Below are 16,979 nucleotides of genomic sequence, written 5' to 3'. Positions count from 1 at the left end.
TCATGAAGCGCCGCACCCTGCTTGGCCTGACCGGCGCCATGCTTGCCGCCAGCGGCATCGCTGGCTGGTCACTGACGCGTCACGACGGGCAACAGGTTTTGCTCTCCGCACGTGATGGCGCCGACGGGCAACACTACGCCGTCGGCTACCGCCTCGATGGCAGCCAGGTATTTGCCACACCAGTCGCCGAGCGCTGCCATGACGTCTACCCGCACCCGTACCTGCCCTTGGCCGTGTTCGTCGGCCGTCGCCCGAGCCGCGAGAGCTACCTGATAGATGCGCGTGACGGGCGTCTGCTGCAGGTCATGGCCTCGCCGGCCGACCGCCACTTTTACGGGCACGGGGTGTTTCACAAGGACGGCGAGTGGTTCTACACCACCGAAAACGACACCGCCGATGCCGGCCGTGGCGTCCTCGGCGTCTATCGACTGGAAGGCCGACAGCTGGTGCGCGTCGGCGAGCACGCGACCCATGGCATCGGCCCGCACCAGCTGCTGTGGATGCCGGACAACGAAACCCTGGTCATCGCCAATGGTGGGATCCGCACCGAAGCCGACAGCCGCGAGATGATGAATCTCGATGCGATGGAGCCGAGCCTGGTGCTGCTACGCCGCGACGGTACGCTGGTCAGCAAGGAACAGCTGCCGGAGCAGATGAACAGCGTGCGTCACCTCGCCGTGGCCGCCGACGGTACCGTGGTCAGCGGCCAGCAGTACGAAGGGGATGCCATGGACCGTATCCCGTTGCTGGCGATCAAGCGGCCCGGGCAGGCCTTCCAGCACTTTCCGCTGGGCGAGGCACAGCGGCAGATCATGAACCAGTACACCGCCAGCCTCGCCATCCACGACGAGCTGCGGTTGTTGGCCGTCACCGCGCCGCGCGGCAACAAGGTGTTCATCTGGGACCTGGACAGTGCCGAGCTGCGGCAGGCAGCCCATGTGCCCGATTGCGCGGGCGTCGCGGCAGTCACCGAGGGCTTCGTGGTCAGCTCCGGGCAGGGCCGCTGCCGCCTGTTCGACTGCCGTGGCGAACGTATCGCCAGCACACCGCTGGACCTGCCCGCGGGGCTCTGGGACAACCATCTGCGCATCGTCTAGCTCAAGAAAAGCGTCCCCCGGCCGATGATGCTGGGAAACGGCACGGATGCTGATTGACGTTTTCTCAAATGCCGAGACCTTGCCCATGCTCCAGAAATCCCTGCGCGCGCAGATCCTCGCGCTGATCGGCGGCAGCCTGCTGCTGACGCTGCTCATCGCCCTCGCCTGCATTCGCCTGCTCAGCAACAACATCGACCACTTCCAGGCGCTGCTCGACGGCCCGCTGGCCGAAGTGCAACTGATCGACGAGGCCAACCTCGAGTTCAAGGTGCAGGTCCAGGAATGGAAGAACGTTCTGCTGCGTGGCAAACAGCCGGACTCTCGCAACCGCTACTGGAGCCAGTTCGAGGCCCAGGAAGCGAAGGTGCAGAAGATTCTGGGCGATCTACTGGTACTGACCGCCGACGAACCGCAGCTGGCCAAGCAGATCGAGAGCCTGCGTAGCGAGCACCGCACTCTCGGCGTTGCCTATCGCAAGGGCCTGGATGCCTACATTGCCGCCGACAGCGACCCGCTCGCCGGGGACGCCGCGGTAGCCGGTATCGACCGGGCGACCAGCGCTCAGCTGAGCGAGCTGGTCAAACAGCTGGGCGACGCCGCCGCGCAGCGCTCGGAGACCATCCGTGCCGACGCTCAGAGCACCGCGTCCTTCGGCCCGATCATCATGATCCTCGCCAGTGTGGTGGTGGCGCTGTTCAGCCTGTGGCTGGTCAATCGCCGGATCATCGAACCGATTCGCAACCTGATCGAGCACATCGCCCGCCTCAGCCAGGGCAAGTTCGCCGACCGCGTGGATGCCAGCCGCAGCGACGAACTGGGCCGCCTTGCCGCTGCCGCCAACGTGCTGCGCGACTTCCTCGCCGACACCTTCACCCGCCTGCAGCAGAGCACCTCGAATCTGGACAGTGCCAGCGGCGAGTTGAACGCCATCGCCAGGCTGATGGCCGACGGCGCCCGCGAGCAGTTCTCGCGTACCGATCAGGTCGCCACGGCGATGCACGAGATGTCCGCGACCGCTCAGGAAGTCTCGCGGCATGCCGCCGAAGCCGCGCAGGCCGCCGACGCCGCCGACCATTCCGCCCAGCAGGGCGAAGCGGTGATGCGCGGCACTATCGCCACTATCACCGACATGAGCAACGAGATCGCCAGCACGGCAGACGTCATCCGCCGCCTGGAGGGTGATAGCGGGCGCATCGGCAAGGTCTTGGAGGTGATCCGCGGGATCGCCGACCAGACCAACCTGCTCGCGCTCAATGCCGCCATCGAGGCGGCCCGAGCGGGTGACGCCGGCCGTGGCTTTGCCGTGGTCGCCGACGAGGTGCGCACCCTGGCCCAGCGCACCGCCGAGTCCACCGCCGAGATTCACCAGATCATCGACACCGTGCAGACCGGCGCAAGCAATGCCGTACGCGCCATCGAGAGCGGTCAGGCGCGCAGCGAACAGGGCGTCGGCCAGGTGACCGAGGCCGGTCAGATGCTGCAGCGCATCACCGAAGCGGTCGAGGCGATCCGCGACATGAACCGCCAGATCGCCACGGCCGCCGAGGAGCAGACCGCGGTGGCCGAAGACATTTCGCGCAACATCACCGAGATCACCTCCATCGCCACCATCAACCAGCAGAACGTCGAGCGCACCGAAACCGCCAGCCAGAACCTGCACGGGCTGTCGGCGCAACTTACCGAGGTCACCCAACGCCTTGCCGGCTGATGATCTGCGGGCGGGCCGACAGTCTGTCGCCCGCCCCACACCTGCGCTGCATTCCGCCCCGCTCCCCCTTTACTTGGCCTCGTTTCGGGGCTAAGTTCCTCGCTCTCCGGTCCTGCTGAGTCAGGTGCCAGCAGGTCGCCGAAGCTGGCGACCGGACCGTTCGAACGGCTGCCTCGATCACGGCAGTAGACAGCCGGCTCACATCTCCAAGGAAATCGGAAAATGTTGCGCCGCATGCTGTTCATGCTGGGCGCGGTGGTCGTCGTCGTTGCGATTCTTGCCGCGCTCAAATTCAACTCGATCTATCAGCAGATTCAACAGTTCCAGGCCCCCAAGCCTGCGATCGACGTCGAAACCGAGCTCGCCCGCCGCATGGACTGGCAAAGCCGCCTGCCAGCCATCGGCACGCTCAAGGCGTCGCAGGGCATCGACCTCAGCGTCGAGATCGCCGGCACCATCACCGACGTGCAGTTCCAGTCCGGCGAGAAGGTCAGCAAGGGCCAGGCCATCGTGCTGCTCGACAGCGAGATGGAGCAGGCCAGCCTGGCCAGCGCCGAAGCCGACCTCAACCTGTCGCGCCTGGAATTCCAGCGCGCGCGTAGCCTGCTGGATCGCCAGGCCATTTCGCGCAGCGAGTACGACCGGCTCAATGCCGAATCGCAGAAGGCCGCGGCCAGCGTTGCGCAGCTGCGCGCCAGTCTGTCGAAGAAGCGCATCCTGGCGCCCTTCTCCGGCACCATCGGCATCCGTCAGGTGGATGTCGGCGACTACATCGCCGCCGGCACGCCGATCGCCACGCTTCAGGACCTGACCACGCTGTACGTCGACTTCTTCCTGGCCGAGCAGCATGTGCCGCTGCTGAAGCTCGGCCAGCGAGTGCAGCTACAGGTCGCCGCCTATCCCGGCGAACGCTTCGAAGGCTTGATCAGCGCGCTGAACCCGAAGGTGGAAACCACTACCCGCAACGTTCAGGTGCGCGCCGAACTGGGCAATCCGGACGGACGTCTGCTGCCCGGCATGTTTGCCGACCTGCAGGTGCTGCTGCCGACCGAGACCGCCCAGGTGGTGGTCCCGGAAACCGCCATCACCTACACCCTGTATGGCAACTCGGTGCTGCTGGTGACCGAGGGCACGCCGCCGGAAGGCGTCAGCAGCGACGAGCCCTACCTGGTGGTCGAGCGCCGCTTCGTCACCACCGGCGAGCGGCGCGACGGACTGACGGTCGTCCTCGACGGCCTGGAGGGCGGCGAACAGGTGATCACCGCCGGCCAGCTCAAGCTGGACAGCGGCGCCCATGTCGCCATCGCCGAAAGCCGCACGCTCAAGCTGGAAGGCTCTCAGCAGCCGGCGACCGAATAGAAAAAGCCTGTTCCTCACGCGGCAGGCCCGACGCACAGCAGACTCAGACAAGGTTCCAGGGACTTCCCATGGCGTTCACCGACCCCTTCATCCGCCGCCCCGTGCTGGCGAGCGTCATTAGCCTGCTGATCGTGCTGCTCGGCATCCAGGCCTTCAACAGCCTGACCATCCGTCAGTACCCGCAGATGGAAAGTGCGCTGATCACGGTGACCACCGCCTACCCCGGCGCCAACGCCGAGACCATCCAGGGCTACATCACCCAGCCGTTGCAGCAGAGTCTGGCCAGCGCCGAAGGCGTCGACTACATGACCTCGGTCAGCCAGCAGAACGCCTCGGTGATCTCGGTCTATGCGCGTATTGGCGCCGACACCGATCGCCTCTACACCGAGCTGCTGAGCCAGGCCAACTCGGTGAAGAACCAGCTGCCGCAGGATGCCGAGGACCCAGTGCTGAACAAGCAGGCAGCCGACTCCACCGCGCTGATGTACATCAGCTTCTACAGCGACCAGCTGAGCAACCCGCAGATCACCGACTACCTGTCGCGGGTCATCCAGCCCAAGCTGGCGACGCTGCCGGGCATGGCCGAAGCGGAAATCCTCGGCAACCAGGTGTTCGCCATGCGCCTCTGGCTGGACCCGGTGAAGCTCGCGGCCTATGGGGTTTCCGCCAGCGACGTGAACGAGGCGGTACGCAAGTACAACTTCCTCTCGGCGGCCGGCGAAGTGAAGGGCCAGTACGTGGTCACCAGCATCAACGCCGACACCGAGCTGAAGACGCCGGAAGCGTTCGCCGCCATCCCGCTGCGCACGCAGGGCGACAGTCGCGTTCTGCTGGGTGATGTGGCGCGGGTGGAGATGGGCGCCGAAAGCTACAACTCGATCAGCTCGTTCGACGGTATCCCCTCGGTCTATATCGGCATCAAGGGCACACCCAGCGCCAACCCGCTGGACGTGATCAAGGAAGTGCGCGCGATCATGCCGCAGATCGAGGCACAGCTGCCGCCGGGCCTCAAGGCGACCATCGCCTACGACGCCACCGAGTTCATCCAGGCCTCCATCGACGAGGTGGTGAAGACCCTGGCCGAAGCCGCAGTGATCGTCATCGTCGTAGTGTTTCTCTTCCTCGGCTCGCTGCGCACCGTGCTGATTCCGGTGGTGACCATTCCGCTGTCGATGATCGGCGTGCTGTTCTTCATGCAGGCGATGGGTTACTCGATCAACCTGCTGACGCTGCTGGCCATGGTGTTGGCGATCGGCCTGGTAGTGGACGATGCCATCGTCGTGGTGGAGAACATCCACCGGCATATAGAACAGGGCAAGTCACCGTTCCAGGCGGCCATCGACGGCGCACGGGAAATCGCCATGCCGGTGGTGACCATGACCATCACCCTGGCGGCGGTCTATGCCCCCATCGGCTTCCTGCAGGGGCTGACCGGCGCGCTGTTCCAGGAGTTCGCCCTGACCCTGGCCGGCGCGGTGCTGATTTCCGGCGTGGTGGCGCTGACGCTGTCACCGATGATGTGTTCGAAGCTGCTGCGCCATGAGGAGAACCCCAGCGGCTTCGCCCATCGCCTGGACGAACTGTTCGAACGCCTCAAGCAGCGTTATCAGCACGCGCTGCACGGCACCCTCAATACCCGCCCGGTGGTACTGGTGTTCGCCGTGCTCGTGCTGGCGCTGATTCCGGTGCTGCTGATGTTCACCGAGAGCGAACTGGCACCGGAGGAGGACCAGGGCATCGTCTTCATGATGGCCAGCGCACCGAAGACCGCCAACCTGGACTACCTGAACGCCTACACCGACCAGTTCCTGGAGATCTTCAAGAGCTTTCCGGAGTACTACTCCTGGTTCCAGATCAACGGTTTCGACGGCGTGCAGAGCGGCATCGGCGGCTTCCTGCTCAAGCCCTGGGACGAGCGCGAGCGCTCGCAGATGGAAATCCTTCCCGAGGTGCAGGCCAAGCTCGATCGCCTGCCGGGCCTGCAGATCTTCGGTTTCAACCTGCCGTCTCTGCCGGGCACCGGCGAAGGCCTGCCCTTCCAGTTCGTGATCAACACCGCCAACGACTACGAGACGCTGCTGCAGGTGACCGAGCGCATCCGCAAGCGCGCCGAGGAGTCCGGCAAGTTCGCCTTCCTCGACGTGGACCTGGCCTTCGACAAACCGGAAATCGTGGTCGAGATCGACCGCGAGAAGGCGGCGCAGATGAGCGTATCCATGGAAGACCTCGGCCTGACCCTGAGCACCCTGCTCGGCGAAGGCGAGATCAACCGTTTCACCATCGAAGGCCGCAGCTACAAGGTCATCGCCCAGGTCGAGCGCGCCTACCGCGACAACCCGGACTGGCTGAGCAACTACTACGTGCGCAATGGGCAAGGCCAGATGCTGCCGCTGTCGACGCTGATCCAGGTGCACGATCGCGCCCGACCGACTCAGCTCAAGCAGTTCCAGCAACTCAACGCCGCGATGATCCAGGGCTTTCCGATCGTCAGCATGGGCGAGGCGATCGAAACGCTGCAGACCATCGCCCGCGAAGAAGCGCCCGAAGGTTTCAGCTTCGATTACGCCGGCGCCTCGCGCCAGTACATCCAGGAAGGCAACGCGCTGTACCTGACCTTCGCGCTGGCATTGGCGGTGATCTTCCTGGTCCTGGCCGCGCAGTTCGAGAGCTTCCGCGATCCTCTGGTGATCCTGGTCACCGTGCCGCTGTCGGTCTGTGGCGCGCTGGTGCCGCTGTTCCTTGGCCTGTCGAGCATGAACATCTATACCCAGGTGGGCCTGGTGACGCTGATCGGACTGATCAGCAAGCACGGCATCATGATCGTCGAGTTCGCCAATCAGCTGCGCCGCGAACAGGGCCTGAGTCGACGCGAAGCGGTGGAAGAAGCGGCGGCGATTCGCCTGCGGCCGGTGCTGATGACCACAGCGGCGACGGTGTTCGGCATGGTGCCGCTGATCATCGCCAGTGGGGCCGGCGCGGTCAGCCGGTTCGACATCGGCCTGGTGATTGCCACCGGCATGTCGGTGGGTACGCTGTTCACCCTGTTCGTGCTACCGGCGGTCTATGACCTGCTGGCCAAGCCCGACCAAAGCCCGTCCGCGGCGGCCGTACCGAGCGCCGGCTGAGTGCGGTGTGGGCTGCGAGGATAGCCTCCAGCTCACCGCATGCCCTGGGACAGGCCATACAGCAACAACAGCAAATCCTGATCAGGCCGCATCGCCTCGAACTGCGGGCGCCCACCAGGCGGCACCGGACAATAGCTGCGGCTTTCGCTGCTCTGCACCAGCGTCGCTCCGGGCTCATTCCAGGCCGCCACGCACAGCGTGGTCACTCCCAGAGCGCCAGCCAGGAACAATCCTCGAGCTATTTCCAGCTTCATGGCGTAAGCCCTTGATTAAGCGAGTAGTTAACTGACCGTAGTTCAGTTGTTTAATTCCTGTGCAATTTTGGACGAACGGTATGTACGGCCTGTGACGTCACTGTTCAGCAGGCATAAAAAAACCCCGCACAAGGCGGGGTTCTTTTTGTAGCTAAGGGCCGGTCGGCTTACATCATGCCGCCCATGCCACCCATACCGCCCATGCCACCCATGTCCGGCATGCCGCCGGCGGCCTTGTCTTCAGCCACTTCGGCGATCATCGCTTCGGTGGTGATCATCAGGCTGCCGATGGACGCTGCAGCTTGCAGAGCCGAACGGGTCACCTTGGCCGGGTCGAGAATACCCATCTCGATCATGTCGCCGTAGGTGTCGGAAGCGGCGTTGAAGCCGTAGTTGCCTTCACCCTGCTTGACCTTGTCGACCACTACGCTTGGCTCGCCGCCGGCGTTGGAGACGATCTGGCGCAGCGGCGCTTCGACAGCGCGACGCAGCAGTGCGATACCAACGTTCTGGTCTTCGTTCTCGCCCTTCAGCTCGGAGATGGCCTGTAGAGCGCGCACCAGGGCAACGCCACCGCCAGGAACCACGCCTTCTTCGACGGCAGCACGGGTCGCGTGCAGGGCGTCTTCAACGCGGGCCTTCTTCTCTTTCATCTCGACTTCGGTACCGGCACCGACCTTGATCACGGCAACACCGCCGGCCAGCTTGGCCAGACGCTCTTGCAGCTTCTCTTTGTCGTAGTCGGAGGTGGTGTCTTCGACCTGCTTGCGAATCTGCGCAACGCGGGCTTCGATATCGGCCTGCTGACCAGCACCGTCGATGATGGTGGTGTTTTCCTTGTTCAGCACGACGCGCTTGGCGTTACCCAGGTGCTCCAGGGTAGCGGTTTCCAGGCTCAGGCCGACTTCTTCGGATATCACGGTACCGCCAGTCAGGATGGCGATGTCCTGCAGCATGGCCTTGCGGCGATCGCCAAAGCCCGGGGCCTTGACTGCAGCAACCTTGACGATGCCGCGCATGTTGTTGACCACCAGAGTCGCCAGGGCTTCGCCTTCGACGTCTTCGGCAACGATCAGCAGCGGGCGACCGGCCTTGGCAACAGCTTCCAGCACCGGCAGCAGTTCGCGGATGTTGGAGATCTTCTTGTCGACCAGCAGCAGCAACGGGCTGTCCAGCTCGGCGACCATGGTGTCCGGCTTGTTGATGAAGTACGGCGACAGGTAGCCGCGATCGAACTGCATGCCTTCTACGACGGACAGCTCGTTCTCCAGACCCGAACCTTCCTCGACGGTGATGACGCCTTCCTTGCCTACACGCTCCATGGCTTCGGCGATGATGTCACCGATGGAGGAGTCGGAGTTGGCGGAGATGGTGCCAACCTGAGCGATGGCCTTGGAGTCGGTGCACGGCTTGGCCAGGTTCTTCAGCTCGGCGACGATGGCGATGGTGGCCTTGTCGATGCCGCGCTTCAGGTCCATCGGGTTCATGCCGGCAGCGACAGCCTTCAGGCCTTCATTGACGATAGCCTGGGCCAGAACGGTAGCGGTGGTGGTGCCGTCACCGGCCTCGTCGTTAGCCTTGGACGCAACGTCCTTGACCAGCTGGGCGCCCATGTTCTCGAAGCGGTCCTTCAGCTCGATTTCCTTGGCGACGGAAACGCCGTCCTTGGTGATGGTCGGAGCACCGAAGCTCTTCTCCAGCACGACGTTGCGGCCTTTCGGGCCGAGGGTCGCTTTAACGGCATCAGCCAGGACGTTCACACCGACCAGCATCTTCTTGCGTGCGGAGTCGCCGAATTTGACTTCTTTAGCAGCCATGTTGATTGATCCTCAATTCGTGAATTATTTACGGAGATTCGCGGGGCGATCAGGCTTCGACGACAGCGAGAATTTCGTTCTCGCTCATCACCAGCAGGTCTTCGCCGTCAACCTTGACGGTGTTGCTACCCGAATAAGGGCCGAACACCACCTTATCGCCGACCTTCACGGCCAGGGCGCGTACTTCGCCGTTGTCAAGCACGCGGCCGGTACCCACAGCAACGACTTCGCCACGGTTCGGCTTCTCGGCAGCGGAGCCCGGCAGGACGATGCCGCCTGCGGTCTTGGTTTCTTCTTCGCTGCGACGAATCACGACGCGGTCATGCAGAGGACGAAGCTTCATTGTCGATCTCTCCTAGTAGAGTTGTTCCATGCCGATGACCTTCATCGGCGGGTTGGGCAAATCCGGCTGTGCCGGTTGCGGCCCGCGATGCGAGCCGCAGAAGACGGACTGTCGAACACGACAGCGACCTTGCGGTGTCCGCTACATGCGGGCGTTCAAGTGCATTTCAAGGGGCGCAGATGAAATTTTCATGGCCACAAACGAAACCGGCATGCCTGATGGCATGCCGGATTGTCGGCTGAGCAGCTTAGCGGTCGCGGTCATTGCGCTCCCACTCGCCTTCGATCACGTTCGGCCGTTGCGGGTTGGAGCGCGCCTGCAGATCGTCGGCAAAAGCACGCTGGCGGCGCACCTGCGCCTCGATCCGCCGATTGATCTGGCGGAACAGGAAGTTGCGTGTCGGTGGGAAAAGCACAACCAGCGCCAGCACATCGCTGATGAAACCGGGCAGGAACAGCAAGCCACCGCCAATGGCCATCATCAGCCCCTGCAACATCTCGCGCTCGGGCAGTTCACCGCGGGCCAGACGTTCGCGGGCGCGCCAGGCGGTGGCGAAACCCGCCAGGCGCAGCAGCAGAATGCCGGTGATGCCACTGAGCACCAGCAGCAGGATGGTCGCCAGCGCGCCAATGGAGCCGCCGACCTTGATCAGCACATACAGCTCGGCCAGCGGAAACAACAGAAACAGTACAAAGAAGATTCGCATCGATGGTCCTTGACGGAAGATCAGCTTCCAGTCCTCTGTAGATGGCGGCAGGAGGGGTCTAATTCAACCCGGGTGACAATCGGCCTGTAACCGGATTATGCGCGACACGGCTGAAGCGAAACTGAATCCCCTCAACCTCGCGCCATGGCAACCAGCGCCTGGCGCACCGCCATTGGCGTTTCGCATGGCTCCGGAAACGCCAGCCAATGCAGTGCCTGGCCGATACGCAGATGGAAGCCCTCGCTATCGATCCCGACCATTTGCGCTGGCGCGCTCTGCGGCAGCCCCGCCTGTTCGACATAGCGGGCGATGGCAGCGGCGTGGTCATCGTTCATGTGCTCGACCATGCCCTGCTCCACCTCGCCGCTTTCGACTGCGAAGGGATTGGCCAGCGCGACGTGGTCCAGCCAGTGAATGGCGCCGAAGCCGCCGATGTAGCGCCAGCGCACCGGCTCCAGCACCCAGAAATCGAAGTCATGCACACGATGGTAGTCGCGCGACTCGGGAAAGTAGCGGTAGTAGCGCTGTGCCGCCGACTCAATTGCAGCGGGCTCGGCGAGCTGACGGGCTTCGGCAAGCAGCGTGAGTCGACCGGCCGCCTGCACATCCTCGGCGGCGCGTTCGCCGACCAGCAGCGAGCACCGCCCATCGGCCTTCAGATTGCGCGTGTGCTGGGCGATGCGGCTGATCAGGATCAGCGGCCAGCCATTGGCGTCCAGGCAGTAAGGCACTACCGAGCCGAACGGAAAGCCGGGCATGGCCTGGGAATGGGTGGAGAGCACGCCGCGGTATTCCTTGAGCAGGAGTTGTCGGGCATGCTTGCTGGCTTCGGCGCTCACCTGAGGCTCCTCGAGACGGGTCCGGATCGACGGGCGCTCAGCATAACGGTTTCCCCGGCGGGCGTCGTTCCCGCAGCAGAACGACCACATGGAGATAGGCATGCAGCTTCAAGACAAAGTCATCATCGTCACCGGCGGCGGCCAGGGCCTCGGCCGCGCCATGGGCGAGTACCTGGCGAGCAAGGGCGCGCGGCTGGCGCTGGTGGACCTGAACCAGGAGCGTCTGGACGAGGCCGTCGCGGCCTGCAAGGCCGCTGGCGGTGACGCCCGCGCCTATCTGTGCAATGTCGCCAATGAAGAGCAGGTCAGCGACATGGTTGCGCGCGTCGCCGAGGACTTCGGCGGCCTGCATGGCCTGGTGAACAATGCCGGCATCCTGCGCGACGGCCTGCTGCTCAAGGTCAAGGACGGCGAGATCAGCAAGATGAGCCTGGCGCAGTGGCAGGCGGTGATCGACGTCAACCTCACCGGCGTGTTCCTCTGCACCCGCGAAGTCGCGGCGAAGATGGTCGAATTGAAGAGCGAAGGCGCGATCATCAACATCTCGTCGATCTCCCGCGCCGGCAACATGGGCCAGACCAACTACTCCGCGGCCAAGGCCGGCGTGGCCTCGGCCACCGTGGTCTGGGCCAAGGAGCTGGCGCGCTACGGCATTCGCGTGGCAGGCGTGGCGCCCGGCTTCATCGAGACCGAGATGGTCGCCAGCATGAAGCCCGAAGCCCTGGAGAAAATGACGTCCGGCATTCCGCTCAAGCGCATGGGCAAGCCGGCGGAGATCGCCCACTCGGTGGCGTACATCTTCGAGAACGACTATTACACCGGCCGCATCCTCGAACTGGACGGCGGGCTGCGTCTCTGATCGGGGCGTCAGGGCCAAAGAAGAAAGGCAGCCAGATGGCTGCCTTTCTTATATATGCACACCGGATCGATAAGGCTTACCAGCCCACGCCGAAACCGATGCTGTAGCGGGTCAAGTCGAGATCGTTGTCGGCACCGCTGATGATGTCCTTCTCTGCCTTCATGTTCAGCGAAGCCCAGTCGGTCACCTTGTAACGCAGGCCGACCTCGGCATCGAGCGCGTAATCGGCCACGTTCTCCAGCGGCTTGCCGAGTTCGCCGGTACTGAACAGCTCGAAGGTCTTGCCCACCAGGTAGCGGTTGTAGTCCCACTTCATCACCGCCAGGTAGAAGTTCTCCTTTTCGCCGTCGGCAAACTCGTAGTCGCTACGGTTGATCAGCCCTGCCAGGGAGAAGGCGCCCAGCTCGTTGTCCCAGAACTGATAACCCGGACCGGTACCGATGGTGCGCTGACGGCGCACGTCCTCGATCTGGTCGCGCTTGTAGCTCAACCGCCCCTGCCAGAACCAGTGCTGATCGAGGAAGCGGTCCAGCGCGTACTCGGCATCCCAGTTGTCGGTGACCGTCACACCGTCACGGTACTCACGGTTGTAGTTACCGGTGCCGTTGTGGCGCCAGAGCCCATGGCGCGCCTTGGTGTCGAAGGAAACGTCGTAGTCATCGGTGTCGGTTTCGGCACGCTTGTAATCCATAGCCACGTCGACATTGCCACTCCAGGTGAAATCCTGGATCAACGGCTTGGGGTGGATGATCTGCGTGATGCTCGCCAAATCCACCGTGCGTGGCGCGGCACCATTGGCGATGACAACCTTGCCCTCGTCGGCTGCCTGCAGCGACTGCGCGACCTCGCCGGTCACGTCGTTCTGCTTGATCAGCAGCTTCTGGTCGCTTTCCAGCGTGGCGATCTTGCTCCACTTCAGCGGAATCGAGCCGCCGTATTCGGTTTCGATGAGCAGCTTGCCGCCGTCGAGCACACTGATCTTGCCGGTCAGACGATCACCATTCTTCAACCACACGGTGTCGGCGAACGAAGGCAGGGCAATGGCGGAAAGGGTCACGCAAAGCAGGGTTCTGGAGAACATATATGTGCTGAAAATCTGGTCGAGGGCGGTTGAAAGGCTGGCATTATCCCTATGCGTTTAACTACAGCAAGCAAAGACCGCCGAATGGAGCGCTAGTTCGGCGCGCAGTACGCCTGCCTGCACCGGAGCACCTGTCATGGCCGACCTTCCACCACTGCTGCCACCCGCTGCCGACGCCGATGCACGGCGTGCCGCTGTTTATCTGGTGATGTCGCAGATACCGCCGGGTAAGGTGGTGAGCTACGGCGAACTGGCCGCCATGGCCGGACTCGGTCGCGCGGCCCGCTGGGTTGGCCGGTTGATGTCTCAGCTGCCCGACGGCACCAGCCTGCCCTGGCACCGGGTGATCGCCGCTGGCGGACGGCTCAGCCTGCCGGCCGGTTCCCCTGCCGGGCACGAGCAGCGCATGCGCCTGCGGGCTGAAGGGCTGACCATCATCAACGACCGGGTGGACATGCGTCGGCACGGCTGGCATTCGACGGAGCACAGCGGTTAGAGTGCGCGCTTCGTCCAAAACTGCACAGATCCTCGATGTATGTCCCGTGAAACCTGGCGCGATGCGCTAGCCGCCTACGCCAGCCCCGCTACGCTGGCCCTGCTGTTGCTGGGTTTCGCTGCGGGTCTTCCCGCCGTTCTGGTGTTCTCCACGCTGTCGGTCTGGCTGCGCGAAGCGGGCGTCTCGCGGGAAACTATCGGCTTTGCCAGCTGGATCAGCCTGGCGTATGCATTCAAATGGGTCTGGTCGCCGATGCTCGACCAGTGGCGACTGCCCTGGATCGGCGCGCTCGGGCGCAGACGCTCCTGGCTGGTGCTGTCGCAGGCGCTGATCGCCATCGGCCTGGTTGGCATGGCCCTTTGCAACCCGCAATACAACCTCACGATGCTCATCGCGCTGGCGGTGGTCGTTGCGTTTTCGTCGGCTACCCAGGACATCGCCATCGATGCGTATCGCCTGGAGATCGCCGAGGACAAGTTGCAGGCGACCCTGGCGGCCAGCTACATGACCGGCTATCGCATCGCCATGCTGCTCGCCAGCGCCGGCGCGCTCTTCCTCGCCGAATGGCTGGGCTCTAGCAGCCTCGACTACAACCAGGCAGCCTGGACCACGACCTATCTGGCCTTCGCCCTATTGATCCTTCCGGGGTTGATCACCAGCCTGGTGATCCGCGAGCCGGACGCCGCCCCGCCGCTGCCCAACGAGCCCTCGCGCTACACCTTCAATCATCAGCTCGCTGCAGTCGGCCTGCTGCTGGTGCTGCTGATCTCGATACCGGCGATGATCAACGCGCTGATCGCCCAGGCCTGGCCGCGGGCGACGCTGTATGCACTATTCATCCTCGGCAGCATTTCGCCGATGGGCCGGGCGCTGTTCGTGCCGGTACGGCATATCTTCAGCCAAGCGAAGCAACGCCAGCGACCGGCGCGCTTCGACTTCGCTCATCAGGCGGTATCGGTGATCGTGCTGATTATCCTCATGGTGTCGACCACCGGTATGTTCCAGTCCTACTGGGGAGGTTACTGGCCGCGCGGCACCATGTACCTGCTGATCTGCTGGGGCTGCCTGTCGGCACCTGGGCGCATCCTGATGGGGCCGGTGCTGACGCCGATCACCGACTTCATCCTGCGCTACCGCTGGCAGGCGCTGCTGCTGTTGGGGCTGATCGCCACCTACCGAATGTCGGATACGGTGATGGGCGTGATGGCCAACGTGTTCTACATCGATCAGGGTTTTTCCAAGGACGAGATCGCCAGCGTCAGCAAGCTGTTCGGTCTGGTGATGACGCTGCTCGGCGCGGCCTTCGGCGGCTTGCTTATCGTGCGTTTCAGCATCCTGCCGATCCTGTTCATCGGCGGAGTCGCCTCGGCAGCGACCAACCTGATGTTCATGTTGCTGGTAGAGATGGGCGCGAATCTGAACATGTTGATCGTCACCATCTCCTGCGACAACTTCAGCGGCGGCCTCGCCTCCACCGCCTTCGTCGCCTATCTGTCCAGCCTGACCAACCTGAAGTTCTCGGCCACCCAATACGCCCTGCTGAGTTCGCTCATGCTGTTGCTGCCCCGTCTGCTGGGTGGCTACTCCGGGGTCATGGTGGAACACCTCGGCTACAGCGACTTCTTCCTAGTCACCGCGTTGCTCGGTGTGCCAACGCTGATTCTGATCGTCTGGCAGTGGCGCAGAACCCGCCAGCAGCCGGACGACACGCCGCACGAAACAGCCTCCGAACATTCCTGAGGCGACAAGCAGAAACGACGAAGCCGGCAAATGCCGGCTTCGCTTCGTTCAGGCAAGACCTCAGCTCTGAACCAGGTGCACCACGCGCTGCGGAAACGGAATGCCGATCCCCGCCTCGTCGAAACGCTCCTTCAACAGTTCGGTGAAACCGAAGGTCACCGGCCAGAAATCACCGGTCGCGACCCAGACCCGCAACGACAGATTGACCGAGCTGTCCCCCAGTCCAGTGACGAATACCACCGGCTCGGGATCGCGCAACACGCGCTCGTCCTGCGCGATTTCCAGCAGTATCTGCCGCGCCAGCTTGATGTCCGCGCCGTAATCGATCCCGACGTTGATATCGGCACGACGCCGCGGTTCGCGGGAGTAGTTGGTGATATGACCGTTGGACAAACTGCCGTTGGGCACCACGATGGTCTTGTTGTCGGCAGACTTGAGCACCGTATGGAATATCTGGATGGAATGCACTGTGCCCGCTACGCCCTGGGCTTCGATCCACTCGCCGACCCGAATCGGACGGAACAGCAGAATCAGCACGCCGCCAGCGAAGTTCGCCAGGCTGCCCTGCAACGCCAGACCGATGGCCAGGCCGGCGGCACCGATCACGGCGATGAACGAGGTGGTCTCCACGCCGATCATCGAAGCCACGCTGACCAGCAGCAGCACCTTGAGCACGATGCTGGCGAGGCTGCCGATGAAACCATGCAGAGTCGGATCCACATGACGACGCTGCAGCAGGCTGGCGACCTTGCCGGTCAGGGTGTTGATCAACCACCAGCCGAACAGCAGGGTCAATATCGCCAGGGTCACCTGGGCACCGTATTGCAGCACCACAGGCAGCCAGGATTCGGAAAGATCGACCAGGTAGTCGACGCTCAGGTCCATGGATTACTCCTTGTGAGGATTGGTGCCCGCAGCGCGAGCACCGACGGAAAGCGGGGGATGAATGCACGCGCCGAGGCGCGGAGGGAGGATCAGTCGCGGAAGTTGTTGAACTGCAGCGGCATGCCGAATTCATGGCCACGCAGCAGGGCGATGGCTTCCTGCAGATCGTCGCGCTTCTTGCCGGTGACCCGCACCTGCTCGCCCTGGATGGCGGCCTGCACCTTGAGCTTGGCATCCTTGATGTAGGCGACGATCTTCTTCGCCAGCTCCTTGTCGATGCCCTCGCGCAGCACCACTTCCTGCTTGGTGCTCTTGCCGGAAGCGTAGGCGTCCTTGATCTCCAGGCACTGGATATCGATCTTGCGTTTGACCAGGCTCAACTTGAGGATCTCGAGCATCTGCTCCAATTGGAACTCGGCGTCCGCCGTCAGCTGCACGGTCAGATCCTTATGTTCGAAGCTGCCTTTGCCGCGCAGATCATAACGACGATCCAGTTCCTTGATCGCGTTATCGACCGCGTTGGTGACTTCGTGCTTGTCCAGTTCGGACACCACGTCGAACGAGGGCATGGGGATTCCTCCACTGTATAGCGCGACCGGCCGCATGAGCCGAGCGCGTATGTCTTGACGGTTAAGAAAGCGCGGTCATTATAACGATTCGACGTGTCAGC

Annotated in this window: 15 protein-coding genes; 7 read left to right on the top strand and 8 right to left on the bottom strand. The window is 63.4% G+C overall.

The window, feature by feature from the left end:
- Positions 1-2 precede the first annotated feature (2 nt).
- The 4 genes from LW136_RS05530 to LW136_RS05515 all read left to right on the top strand — a co-directional run bounded on the left by LW136_RS05530 (position 3) and on the right by LW136_RS05515 (position 7,289).
- Positions 3-1,097, top strand: a complete 1,095-nt coding sequence (locus LW136_RS05530) for a DUF1513 domain-containing protein (RefSeq protein WP_044313799.1) — start codon at positions 3-5, stop codon at positions 1,095-1,097.
- Between the two features lie 85 nt (positions 1,098-1,182).
- Positions 1,183-2,805: a methyl-accepting chemotaxis protein gene (locus tag LW136_RS05525; RefSeq protein WP_044313802.1), complete on the top strand. Its 1,623-nt coding sequence runs from the start codon at positions 1,183-1,185 to the stop codon at positions 2,803-2,805.
- Positions 2,806-3,027: 222 nt separating this feature from the next.
- Positions 3,028-4,164 carry an efflux RND transporter periplasmic adaptor subunit gene (locus tag LW136_RS05520; protein ID WP_044313798.1) on the top strand — a complete coding sequence of 379 codons (1,137 nt, stop codon included), beginning with the start codon at positions 3,028-3,030 and terminating at the stop codon, positions 4,162-4,164.
- Between the two features lie 68 nt (positions 4,165-4,232).
- Complete coding sequence (locus LW136_RS05515) at positions 4,233-7,289, top strand: multidrug efflux RND transporter permease subunit (protein WP_044313797.1); 3,057 nt, start codon at positions 4,233-4,235, stop codon at positions 7,287-7,289.
- A 32-nt stretch (positions 7,290-7,321) separates the two neighbouring features.
- On the opposite strand, the gene LW136_RS05510 is transcribed toward LW136_RS05515, so the two are convergent.
- The 5 genes from LW136_RS05510 to LW136_RS05490 form a co-directional block, all read right to left on the bottom strand.
- The gene (locus LW136_RS05510) at positions 7,322-7,543 is read right to left on the bottom strand and encodes a hypothetical protein (protein WP_044313796.1); all 222 of its coding nucleotides are present in this window, start codon (positions 7,541-7,543) and stop codon (positions 7,322-7,324) included.
- Positions 7,544-7,710: 167 nt separating this feature from the next.
- Positions 7,711-9,360: a chaperonin GroEL gene (gene groL, locus LW136_RS05505; RefSeq protein ID WP_003299861.1), complete on the bottom strand. Its 1,650-nt coding sequence runs from the start codon at positions 9,358-9,360 to the stop codon at positions 7,711-7,713.
- A 49-nt stretch (positions 9,361-9,409) separates the two neighbouring features.
- Positions 9,410-9,703 carry a co-chaperone GroES gene (locus LW136_RS05500; protein WP_003294630.1) on the bottom strand — a complete coding sequence of 98 codons (294 nt, stop codon included), beginning with the start codon at positions 9,701-9,703 and terminating at the stop codon, positions 9,410-9,412.
- A 247-nt stretch (positions 9,704-9,950) separates the two neighbouring features.
- Positions 9,951-10,409, bottom strand: coding sequence for an FxsA family protein (locus tag LW136_RS05495; protein ID WP_044313795.1), 459 nt, complete (start codon positions 10,407-10,409; stop codon positions 9,951-9,953).
- Between the two features lie 131 nt (positions 10,410-10,540).
- Positions 10,541-11,248, bottom strand: coding sequence for a HugZ family pyridoxamine 5'-phosphate oxidase (locus LW136_RS05490; RefSeq protein WP_044313794.1), 708 nt, complete (start codon positions 11,246-11,248; stop codon positions 10,541-10,543).
- 100 nt (positions 11,249-11,348) lie between these two features.
- Between LW136_RS05490 and LW136_RS05485 the strand changes: the two genes are divergently transcribed.
- Entirely contained in the window at positions 11,349-12,107 is a 759-nt protein-coding gene (locus LW136_RS05485) for an SDR family oxidoreductase (RefSeq protein WP_044313793.1), read from the top strand.
- A gap of 76 nt (positions 12,108-12,183) precedes the next feature.
- Here the strand turns inward: LW136_RS05485 and LW136_RS05480 are convergent, their stop codons facing one another.
- On the bottom strand, positions 12,184-13,188 hold the full coding sequence (locus LW136_RS05480; protein ID WP_044313792.1) for a DUF481 domain-containing protein: 1,005 nt from the start codon (positions 13,186-13,188) through the stop codon (positions 12,184-12,186).
- Between the two features lie 136 nt (positions 13,189-13,324).
- Between LW136_RS05480 and LW136_RS05475 the strand changes: the two genes are divergently transcribed.
- Both LW136_RS05475 and LW136_RS05470 read left to right on the top strand, forming a co-directional pair.
- Positions 13,325-13,684 carry an MGMT family protein gene (locus LW136_RS05475; RefSeq protein ID WP_014819370.1) on the top strand — a complete coding sequence of 120 codons (360 nt, stop codon included), beginning with the start codon at positions 13,325-13,327 and terminating at the stop codon, positions 13,682-13,684.
- Between the two features lie 39 nt (positions 13,685-13,723).
- Positions 13,724-15,424, top strand: a complete 1,701-nt coding sequence (locus LW136_RS05470) for an AmpG family muropeptide MFS transporter (RefSeq protein WP_234174750.1) — start codon at positions 13,724-13,726, stop codon at positions 15,422-15,424.
- A gap of 60 nt (positions 15,425-15,484) precedes the next feature.
- Here LW136_RS05470 and LW136_RS05465 read toward each other — a convergent pair whose 3' ends face one another.
- Positions 15,485-16,309: a mechanosensitive ion channel family protein gene (locus LW136_RS05465; protein ID WP_042923879.1), complete on the bottom strand. Its 825-nt coding sequence runs from the start codon at positions 16,307-16,309 to the stop codon at positions 15,485-15,487.
- An 89-nt stretch (positions 16,310-16,398) separates the two neighbouring features.
- Positions 16,399-16,878, bottom strand: coding sequence for a YajQ family cyclic di-GMP-binding protein (locus LW136_RS05460; RefSeq protein ID WP_003299849.1), 480 nt, complete (start codon positions 16,876-16,878; stop codon positions 16,399-16,401).
- Between the last annotated feature and the right edge of the window lie 101 nt (positions 16,879-16,979).

This window comes from Stutzerimonas kunmingensis (assembly GCF_021432085.1).
GTDB lineage: Bacteria > Pseudomonadota > Gammaproteobacteria > Pseudomonadales > Pseudomonadaceae > Stutzerimonas.
This window is presented reverse-complemented; position numbering and strand designations above follow the sequence as displayed.